This window comes from Chromobacterium piscinae, from assembly GCF_021129175.1.
In the GTDB taxonomy this organism is placed as follows: domain Bacteria; phylum Pseudomonadota; class Gammaproteobacteria; order Burkholderiales; family Chromobacteriaceae; genus Chromobacterium; species Chromobacterium piscinae.
Map to the genome: position 1 here is coordinate 21,845 of NZ_JAJOHV010000147.1, position 8,744 is coordinate 30,588.

Sequence of the window (8,744 nt, forward strand, 5' to 3'; positions counted from 1 at the left end):
CTGGGAGGTGGCGAGATGTCCATCAATCCGTCCATCAAGAAGCTCTTTGTCCTGATGCTGGAGAACCGGTCCTACGATAATCTGCTTGGTTGGTCCGACTTGCGTGGCTGGACGCCGGAAGGCGCGCCAACGCACGCGGACGGTTTGCTTGGCAAGCCGAGCTACAGCAATCTCGACGCTTCAAGCCGGGCACATGGCGTAGCCGCCGGCGCGCCTTACCGGCTTGATTTCGATCCCGGGCACGAATTCTCTGACGCGCTGGTCCAGCTTTGTGGCAGAGGCGTGAGGGCCGGCAACTGGGAAATACGGAATGACAGCGTGTCCCTGGCGCAGGACGGCGTGTATCCTAAGATGGCTGAAGCCCCGGACGACTTGGGTTTTGCATATTGTCTTGACGCGTATGGATTCGATATCGCGAGTGCCATGCGCTGTTTTTCGCCGGATCAGCTGCCGGTGTTGAATTTTCTCGCGCACCAGTTCGCGGTGTGCGATCGCTGGTTTTCCAGCATGCCTGGGCCTACCTGGCCCAACCGTTTTTTCGCGCTGGCAGGCACTTCGTGGGGGCTGGACTATTCGCCGTCCGACCTGCGCGTTGTCGGCTCGGATTTTTTCGACGGAGAAAAGTTCGGTAACGGCAGCGACTCTCTGCTGACAAGGCTGGCGCCTGATGAATGGTTGGTTGCGCATGGCGACACGCCGCAGTCATGGTCGATAAAAGGCGTAGATGAAAACGGGCGGGGAGAGCGCTTCATCAAGCATGATGATTTGTTGAGCCGGCTCGCCTCCGGCGGATTGGGCGACCAAGTCAAGTTCGTGTTCATCGAGCCGCGCTACGATCCCCTAGGAGGCTTCCGCGAGGGAGAGTCCATGCATCCCACCGGGGATGTCCGCGCCGGCGAAGCCCTGGTCAGAAAGGTGTACGAAGCCATCAAGGCGTCGCTATATTGGGATGAGTCTGTCTTGCTGGTCGTGTTCGATGAGCATGGCGGCTTTTTCGACCATGCCATTCCGCCTTTGCCTGGTACCGCGGGTGCGCCGGCGCTCGCCGCCGCACAACCGACGGGATTGACCCGCCACAACTTCCGCTTCGACCGCTATGGGGTCCGGGTGCCGGCCATCGTCATCTCCCCCTACGTGCGGCAGGCGACAATAGAACATACGTTTTACGATCATCTGTCCATAGGCAAAACCCTGGAGGAGATCGCGCGCAAGGGTGGACGCGCGCCGCTGCTGGCCGCTTCGCGTTTCGAGAACGCGGCGAGTTTCGGCAGGGCGTTGGCCCTGCAGACGCCCCGCGCGCGTGATGACATCCCGGAGTGCCCGGCTCCGCTGCCGCTGCCTATTGGATCGGACAGCGCTGCGGGTACTTCGGCGGCCCGAACTTTTTCTGGTTTAGGCTGGCCGCCTTGAGGCGGCGCTAGTTCTTGGCCACCACCACCCGGTTGCGGCCCTGTCGTTTGGCCGCGTATAGCGCGCGATCGGCGGCTTGCAGCAGCGATTCCAGTGTGGACGAAGCTTCGTTCAGGGTGGCGACGCCGAAACTGGCGGTGACCGCCAGTTGCAGGCCGGAAGGCAGCGAGCACGGCGATTCCTCTATGGCGGCGCGCAGCCGCTCGGCCAGCGCTTCGCCGGATGACGCGCCGCCGTGGCCGGCCAAGACAACGAATTCCTCGCCGCCGTAGCGGCCGGCTAGATCTCCTTCCCGGCAAGCGCGCTCGATGATGGCGGCAACATGGATCAGCACCGCGTCGCCTGCGTCATGGCCGTGCTGATCGTTGACCCGTTTGAAATGGTCGATGTCGAACAGGATCAGCGTCGCCGATTCCCTGGTCAGCCGGGCTTGCGCGATCTCGGCGTGGGCAGCCTGGGTGAACGCGCGCCGGTTGGCGATGCCGGTCAGGAAGTCGACCCGCGATACCTCGGTCAGCTCGTCTATCAGCCGCTGGCGTTCCTGTTCCAGCACGCGCTTTTCCCGGTTGTTCCGCCGCAGAATGGCGATGGCGCGCAATACATCGCCGATTTCGTCTTTCCGTAGGGTGGGGGGGAACTCGGTGTCCAGCTTGCCGTCCGCGATGTCTGACAGTAGTTTGGACGCGGCCAGCAGCGGTTTGGCGATCAGCCAGCGGATGTAGGCGAACAGCGCCAGTTGCGCGATCAGCGCGATCACGCCCAGCGCGGTGGCGGCCAGCAGATGGCGGAAGGCGGCGCGTTGCTGGATGGCCGCTTCATCGGCCGCGGTCGACAGCATGGTGTCGCGAAGCTCTACGATGCTGTGCAGGGTGGGCACGTAGGCGTTGGTGAAGCCGGCCGGGCTGATCGCATGCGGCTGGCTGCGGCGGCTGGAGCGGAGAATGTCGTCCACTTGGGCCAGCCCGTCATGGAAATACTGGTTTTCCATGCGCGACAAGGCTTGCAACTGGACCGGACGCGTCGTGGGCACGTTCAGCCGCAGACGGATGGTACCGCGCAACTGCTCGATGCGGCCACGAAGAATGAAAACCTCCTTGGCCTCGCTTTCCGTCAGCGGCCGTCTTTCCGCCAGAGAGGGAGTCAGCGTCGAGCCCAGCCGGCCGGCGTATTCCCGCAGCTCGGTCGCCAAGCGGGCGCCGCTGAGCGGATTGGACAGTTGGGGGGAGACGCTGGACGCCTGGAAGGAGAGAGCGTTCACCGCTTCCAGCACTGCGGGTACCACATCGAACATCCGCCGGATCGGCGCCATGATTTCCGCCGCGGTCGGCGCTGGATCGGCGATGGCCCGGTCCATGTCATGCCGGGCTTCGCTCAACCGCAAGCGGGCGAGGCGGATGGCGGCCAGGGCTTGCCGGTGGTAGACGGAGCGGGATGGCGACAACGCGGTGACCAGGTCCTGCAGCGCGCGGTCGCTGGCCAGCCTGGCGACACGCAGCTTTTCCCGGTCGCCGCCACCGGCAGGCGCGCCTATCAGCGCGTTGGCGGGACCGCGTTCGGTGGCGATTCTTTCCACCGCGACCATGGCGAGATGGGCGATCTGTATCGATCCCAGCCCTTCGTCGGCCGAGTGGTACGCCGCCCATTCGCCGTTGATGATCCAGGCCAGCGGCAGGCAAGCGAGGATGAACAGAACGAAGGTGACGATGGTGAATATCTTGGACAGGCGCATCGGTCGTTCAGTGCAAGGAATGCTGCGATCAGCGCAGACGCTGTGCAAGATTGAGTATATGCGCGGCGGCGGCGCGGCTGGGGAAATTCGCCGCGCCCGGCCTCTGCTGCGCGCTATCCGCCAGCGCTTTCGCGCAGTTCCTTGATCCGTTTGTAGATGGTGGCGCGGCCCATGCCCAGCACATTGGCCACGTAGTTGACCGCGCTCTTGCCGCCGAACGCGCCTTCCGCGTGCAGCGCGTCCACCAGTTCCCGTTTCTGCGTCCGTCCCAGCGTGTTGAGGCTGGCGCCGCGCTCGCGCAGCCAACTGTGCAGGAAGAGGTTGATCCGTTCCTGCCAGTCGTCGCGGAACAGCTCGGCTGGCTGCGGGCGCACGCCGGCGCCCTTGAGCAGGATGTCCAGCGCGCCGCGCATCTCGTCGAACACGGCGATATTGAAATTAAGGCACATCATGCCGGCGGGCCTGGCCTGGTCGTCGAACAGCACCGCGCTGACGCTGCGCATCCGGCGGCCGTCCCAGTTCAGCTTCTCATAAGGGCCGACCACCCGCTCGCGCGCCGTGCCCGGTATCTCTTCCAGCGCGGAGTCGTCGCCCGGCTCGCGACGCGACAGATTATTGGCGATGTGGAGCACGGTCTGGTCGTGCAGGTCGTGGATCACCACTTCGACATAGGGGTGGAACAAGGCGGCGACGCCATCGGCGATATGGGCGTAGCGGTTGAGCAGCAGGTCTTTCACCGGGGAGGGCGTGGTTCGGCGCATGACGGCGGATGAGTGGGGGTGATGGTTGAGATTATAGACAGTTTGTCTCGATTATGGACAGTGTCGTCTGTATGCCTCACCCGGCGATCAGGTTGAAAACCTTATTAATTCTCTGTTATTCGACCATTCTCTTATCCGGATCGGCAAAATCCATGGCGCTTTCTATCGGCCAATTTTTGTATTTGTTGTCTATTTTGTAATTTTTGTCTATATTTGTCCGAGACAAGTACCAAATTTCCGGCGGCGGCCATGCCCGCCGCCGGTCAAACCGACGGGACGCGACACCATGAATGATTTGTACCCGCGCATAGCGGACGCCCATCAAGCCTTGCGGCCGCAGGTCGCCGTCACGCCGCTGAGCCGCAGCCCGGCGCTGTCGGCGCTGACCGGCTGCGAGGTGTATCTGAAGTGCGAGCACCTGCAGCACACCGGCTCCTTCAAGTTCCGCGGCGCCAGCAACAAGATCCGGCTGCTGGACGCGGCGTCGCGCCGACTGGGCGTGGCCACGGTGTCCAGCGGCAACCACGGCCTGGGCGTGGCGCTGGCCGGCAAGCTGGCCGGCGTGCCGGTCACGGTGTACGCGTCGGCCGCGGCGTCCGAGGTGAAGCTGGACGCGATCCGCGCCCACGGCGCGAAGGTGGTCGCCATCGACGCGCCGATGCTGGAAGTGGAGCTGGAGGCGTCGCGGCGCGCCGAGCGGGCGGGGCTGCCCTTCGTCCCGCCGTACAACGACATCGATGTCATCGCCGGCCAGGGCACGATAGGCATGGAGCTGACCGAGCAGCATCCCGGCCTGGCGGCGGTGTTCGCGTCGGTGGGCGGCGGCGGCATGATTTCCGGCATCGGCGCCGCGCTGGAGGCGGTCAGCCCGCAGACCGAGATCGTCGGCTGCTGGCCTAGGGGCTCGCAGGCGCTGTACCGGAGTATGCTGGCGGGGGAGGTTGTCGAATGGGAAGAGCTGGACACCATTTCCGACGGCACCGCCGGCGGCGTGGAGCCGGGCGCCATTACATTGCCCATCGCGCGGCGAGTGATAGGCCGCACCGCGCTGGTGGACGAGGCCGAGATCAAGGCGGCGATGCGCAAGATCGCCGAGGCCGAGCGCTGGATCGTCGAGGGCGCGGCCGGCGTCGCGGCGGCGGGGTTGATCCAGTTGGCCGAGCATTACCAGGGCAAGCCGGTGGCGGTTGTGCTGTGCGGCCGCAACATCAAGCTGGAGACCTTCCTGGAGGCTTGCCATGCTGCTGCTTGACCGCGAGGCCATCGCCGCGCGCTTCGATGCGGATCGGGCGCTGGCCGCGGTGGAGGCGGGTTTCATCGCCTATTCGCGCGGGCAGGTCCAAACGGCGCCGGTACAGAATTTCCGTTTCGCCGAGGCTAACGGCGACTGCTGCGTCAAGTCCGCGCACATCGCCGGCGAGGAGGCGCTGGTGGTCAAGGTGTCCACCGGCTTCTACGACAATCCGTCGCGCGGGCTGCCCAGCAACGACGGCCTGATGCTGGCCTTGTCGGCTCGGGATGGCCGGGTGCTGGCGCTGCTGCAGGACCAGGGCTGGTTGACCACGATGCGCACCGCGCTGGCCGGGCGGCTGGCCGCCAGGCTGCTAGCGCCGTCGCGGGTCGCGCGCATCGGGATGCTGGGCGCGGGCGAGCAGGCGCGCGCCCAGCTGGAGCAATTGCGGGCGGCGACCGACTGCCGCGAGCTGAGCGTGTGGAGCCGGCAGGCTGCCCAGGCCGTGGCGTTTTGCGATTTCGCCGCGACGCTGGGCTTCCGCGCACGGCCGGCGGCCGATCCGCGCGCGGCTGCGGCGGAGTCGAATCTGATCATCGCCGCCACGCCGTCGCGCGAGCCTTTGCTGCGGCGAGGCTGGATACGTCCGGGCACCCACATCACCGCGCTGGGAGCGGACGGCCCCGGCAAGCAAGAGCTGGACCCGGCCATCGCGGCCGAGGCCGACGTGCTGCTCGCCGATTCGCGGGAGCAGTGCGCGGCCTTTGGCGAGTTGTCGCACGCGGTGAAGGCCGGCTTGCTGGACCCGGCCCGCATCGTCGAGCTGGGCGACGCGCTGGCGCGGCGCGCACGCCTGCGGCGCAGCGACAATGACATCACGCTGGCGGATCTGACGGGCGTCGCCGCGCAGGATGCGGCCATCGCCGCCAGCGTGCTGGGCTGACGCCAGCGGCGGGACCATGAGAAACGGCCCCGGAAATCGGGGCCGCGCGGAAGGGCGGTGATCAGGCCAGGTCGGTGATGACCAGCTTGGCGATGTTGAAGTAGATCACCAGGCCGGTGCCGTCGATGAAGGTGGCGATGAAGGGCGCCGACACCACGGCCGGGTCGATGCGCATCTTCTTCAGCACCATCGGGATGATGGACGACACGATGGCGCTCCACACCGTGATGGCCACCAGCGTCAGGCACACCACCAGCGCCACTTCGTTGCCCACGCCCAGCATCCAGGCGCGGAACAGACCCACCAGGCCGATGGCCAGCGCGATCATCACCGAGGTGGTCACCTCCTTGCGCAGCACCGCGCCCAGGTTGCGCAGCCCCACTTCGCCGACAGCCATCGCCCGCACCAGGGTGGAGGTGATCTGGGTGCCGCTGTTGCCGCCGGTGCCGATCAGGAGCGGGATGAAGAAGGCCAGAGCGATCACCGCCTCCAGCTGCTCTTCGAACACTTTCAGGATGGTGCTGGTGTAGGCCTCGGCGGCGAACAGCAGCAGCAGCCAGGGCAGGCGCTTCTTCCACAGCGCCCAGGGGCTGCTTTCCAGGTAGGGCGTGTCCAGCGGCAGGCTGGCGCCCTGGCGCTGGGCGTCGTCGGTTTCTTCGTCGCGGATCAGCACGGCGATCTCGCGCTCGTACAGCGCGCCGGCCAGCTTGCCGCCGCTGACCACCGGCACGGTGTCAGGCGACTTTTCCTGCAGCTCCGGCGCCACGTCGCGGCGCAGCTGGCCGGGTTCGACCGAGTAATCGATGGACTGCATCAGCGCGGATACCGGGCGGGCGTCGTCCTTCTCGGTCAGCAGGGTTTTCAGCGACAGCCGGCCGTGCAGAAAGCCGCTGTCGTCGGTGACGAAGATTTGGGCCGGCACGTCGTCGTCGCGCAACTGGCCCAGCATGTGGGCGCGGGCGTCGCCGGCCTTCATGTCGCGCCTGAGCGTGATCAGGGACACGCTCATATAAGAGGCGACGGTTTCCTTCAGTTTGATTTCCGCCGCGTTGCCGGCGGCGAGGGTGTGGCTTGCTACGTAAGTCATGGTGAGAAACTCCCCGTTTAGCTGTTTAAACCGCAAACAGTTCTCAATGGGGGCGACAACCAGGAGGAGAGTGCAGGAAGCGATCTCCGCGTCTAGGTTTTGGCACTATGCAACGTATCCGTTGGAAGTCACTTTGGGCTAAACCTTAATCCGATAAAGCCTGTCCTAACCTTGGGCGTCTCTCGACGTCGTCAGATCAGTGACCTGTGTTTGCATAGGAGCCTCGCCGAACGAGACACTGCATCTTTATTTGAAGCGATGAACAAACGCCGGCGCGCATGGCGGACGCCGGTTCCGATCCTGTCTGAAACCGAGTCGCCGTTGCGTGCCGAACAGACGGTCTGAATGTGAAAAGTTTTGTTTGTTCCATGGTTTTTTCGTTTTTAGCGAATAAATATCGTTTGCATGTTTGTTTTCGCGCAATATCCTTGTGGGATGATGGACATGGGGGTGTTGGCGCAATCTGGCTGTTTTGCGGCCGTGCTATGCTGTTCCGGTCGCGGCGGCATGCCGCGGCCCGCGATCGTGCCCGCGCAACCGGCACTCGTGTTCTGGATACACCGTATGAGCAAAAGCATCATTTCCGACATGGATGGCGTGATCTACCGCGGCAAGCAGCTGATTCCCGGCGCGCGCGAATTCATCCAGCTTCTGATCGACACCAAAACGCCTTTCCTGTTTCTGACCAACAACGCCGAGCAGACGCCGCTGGACCTGCGGCTGAAACTGGAAAGCCTGGGCATCGGCGGGCTGACCGAGGACAACTTCATCACCAGCGCGATGGCGACGGCGATGTTCCTGAAAAGCCAGACCCGCAAGGCGATGCCCACCGCCTATGTGGTGGGTGGCGCCGGCCTGATCAACGAGCTGTACAACGTCGGCTTCTCCATTTCCGAATCCCACCCGGACTACGTGGTGGTGGCCAAGTCGCAGACCTTCAGCTTCGAGCAGATCAAGAAGGCGGTGCGCTTCATCGACCAGGGCGCCAAGTTCATCGGCACCAATCCGGACATGATCGATCCTATCGAAGGCGGCGGCTACGAGCCGGCCGCCGGCACGCTGCTGGCGGCGATAGAGGCCGCCACCGGCAAGAAACCTTACATCGTCGGCAAGCCCAACTCATTGATGATGATGCTGGCCACCCGCAAGCTGGGCGTGCATCCGGAAGAGGCGGTGATGATAGGCGACCGGATGGATACCGACATCGTCGGCGGCCTGGAGGCCGGCATGTGCACCGCGCTGGTGTTGTCCGGCGTCTCCAGCCGCGAATCGATGGAGCAATTCCCCTACCAGCCGGACTACGTGTTCGGCAGCGTCGCCGATATCGACCCGCAGGCGCTGTGAGGCGGAGCGGGCGCTTTCGGCGTCCGTTTTTTTTGGCGAACGGCCGGGTGTCAATGCTGATGCCGGACCGGCAAGTCCACGCCGTCGGTGTGTCCGGCTGCGCCGCGCGGGAACGCCCTTGGGCTGACCCAGGCGCCGATCAGCGCCAGCAGCGCCGACATCGCCAGGATGGGCAGCGCGTCCGGCGGCGCGGATGGCCGGCTCAGCGCGTGGATCAGCATGCCGGCCAGCGCCAGCGC

The 8,744-nt window shown here is 64.9% G+C and carries 8 protein-coding genes and 1 riboswitch; of the genes, 4 read left to right on the forward strand and 4 right to left on the reverse strand.

The features are described 5' to 3' along the window. Positions 1-15 precede the first annotated feature (15 nt). On the forward strand, positions 16-1,410 hold the full coding sequence (locus LQR33_RS23405; RefSeq protein ID WP_231179967.1) for an alkaline phosphatase family protein: 1,395 nt from the start codon (positions 16-18) through the stop codon (positions 1,408-1,410). 7 nt (positions 1,411-1,417) lie between these two features. Here the strand turns inward: LQR33_RS23405 and LQR33_RS23410 are convergent, their stop codons facing one another. Continuing rightward, entirely contained in the window at positions 1,418-3,139 is a 1,722-nt protein-coding gene (locus LQR33_RS23410; RefSeq protein ID WP_231470652.1) for a GGDEF domain-containing protein, read from the reverse strand. Positions 3,140-3,252: 113 nt separating this feature from the next. Next, positions 3,253-3,900 (reverse strand): helix-turn-helix transcriptional regulator, encoded by a 648-nt coding sequence (locus tag LQR33_RS23415; protein ID WP_221664031.1) that lies wholly within the window; start codon positions 3,898-3,900, stop codon positions 3,253-3,255. 286 nt (positions 3,901-4,186) lie between these two features. On the opposite strand from LQR33_RS23415, the gene LQR33_RS23420 reads away from it, so the two are divergent. Further along, complete coding sequence (locus LQR33_RS23420; protein WP_221667428.1) at positions 4,187-5,152, forward strand: threonine/serine dehydratase; 966 nt, start codon at positions 4,187-4,189, stop codon at positions 5,150-5,152. Beyond that, on the forward strand, positions 5,139-6,074 hold the full coding sequence (locus tag LQR33_RS23425) for an ornithine cyclodeaminase family protein (RefSeq protein ID WP_231470653.1): 936 nt from the start codon (positions 5,139-5,141) through the stop codon (positions 6,072-6,074). The genes LQR33_RS23420 and LQR33_RS23425 overlap by 14 nt, the downstream gene beginning before the upstream one ends. A 61-nt stretch (positions 6,075-6,135) precedes the next feature. Here LQR33_RS23425 and LQR33_RS23430 read toward each other — a convergent pair whose 3' ends face one another. Continuing rightward, on the reverse strand, positions 6,136-7,161 hold the full coding sequence (locus LQR33_RS23430; RefSeq protein WP_166438083.1) for a magnesium transporter: 1,026 nt from the start codon (positions 7,159-7,161) through the stop codon (positions 6,136-6,138). A 77-nt stretch (positions 7,162-7,238) separates the two neighbouring features. Then, positions 7,239-7,403, reverse strand: a riboswitch (M-box (ykoK) riboswitch). Between the two features lie 322 nt (positions 7,404-7,725). Between LQR33_RS23430 and LQR33_RS23435 the strand changes: the two genes are divergently transcribed. Continuing rightward, complete coding sequence (locus LQR33_RS23435; protein ID WP_021476393.1) at positions 7,726-8,505, forward strand: HAD-IIA family hydrolase; 780 nt, start codon at positions 7,726-7,728, stop codon at positions 8,503-8,505. A 50-nt stretch (positions 8,506-8,555) separates the two neighbouring features. On the opposite strand, the gene LQR33_RS23440 is transcribed toward LQR33_RS23435, so the two are convergent. Further along, the coding region (locus LQR33_RS23440) for a hypothetical protein (RefSeq protein WP_231470654.1) at positions 8,556-8,744 on the reverse strand (189 nt) is incomplete at its 5' end.

Excerpts from the sequence above, each read along its gene's own strand:
- LQR33_RS23405 (WP_231179967.1), top strand. The coding sequence starts at position 16 with ATGTCCATCAATCCGTCCATCAAGAAGCTCTTTGTCCTGATGCTGGAG.
- LQR33_RS23410 (WP_231470652.1), bottom strand. The coding sequence starts at position 3,139 with ATGCGCCTGTCCAAGATATTCACCATCGTCACCTTCGTTCTGTTCATC.
- LQR33_RS23415 (WP_221664031.1), bottom strand. The coding sequence starts at position 3,900 with ATGCGCCGAACCACGCCCTCCCCGGTGAAAGACCTGCTGCTCAACCGC.
- LQR33_RS23420 (WP_221667428.1), top strand. The coding sequence starts at position 4,187 with ATGAATGATTTGTACCCGCGCATAGCGGACGCCCATCAAGCCTTGCGG.
- LQR33_RS23425 (WP_231470653.1), top strand. The coding sequence starts at position 5,139 with ATGCTGCTGCTTGACCGCGAGGCCATCGCCGCGCGCTTCGATGCGGAT.
- LQR33_RS23430 (WP_166438083.1), bottom strand. The coding sequence starts at position 7,161 with ATGACTTACGTAGCAAGCCACACCCTCGCCGCCGGCAACGCGGCGGAA.
- LQR33_RS23435 (WP_021476393.1), top strand. The coding sequence starts at position 7,726 with ATGAGCAAAAGCATCATTTCCGACATGGATGGCGTGATCTACCGCGGC.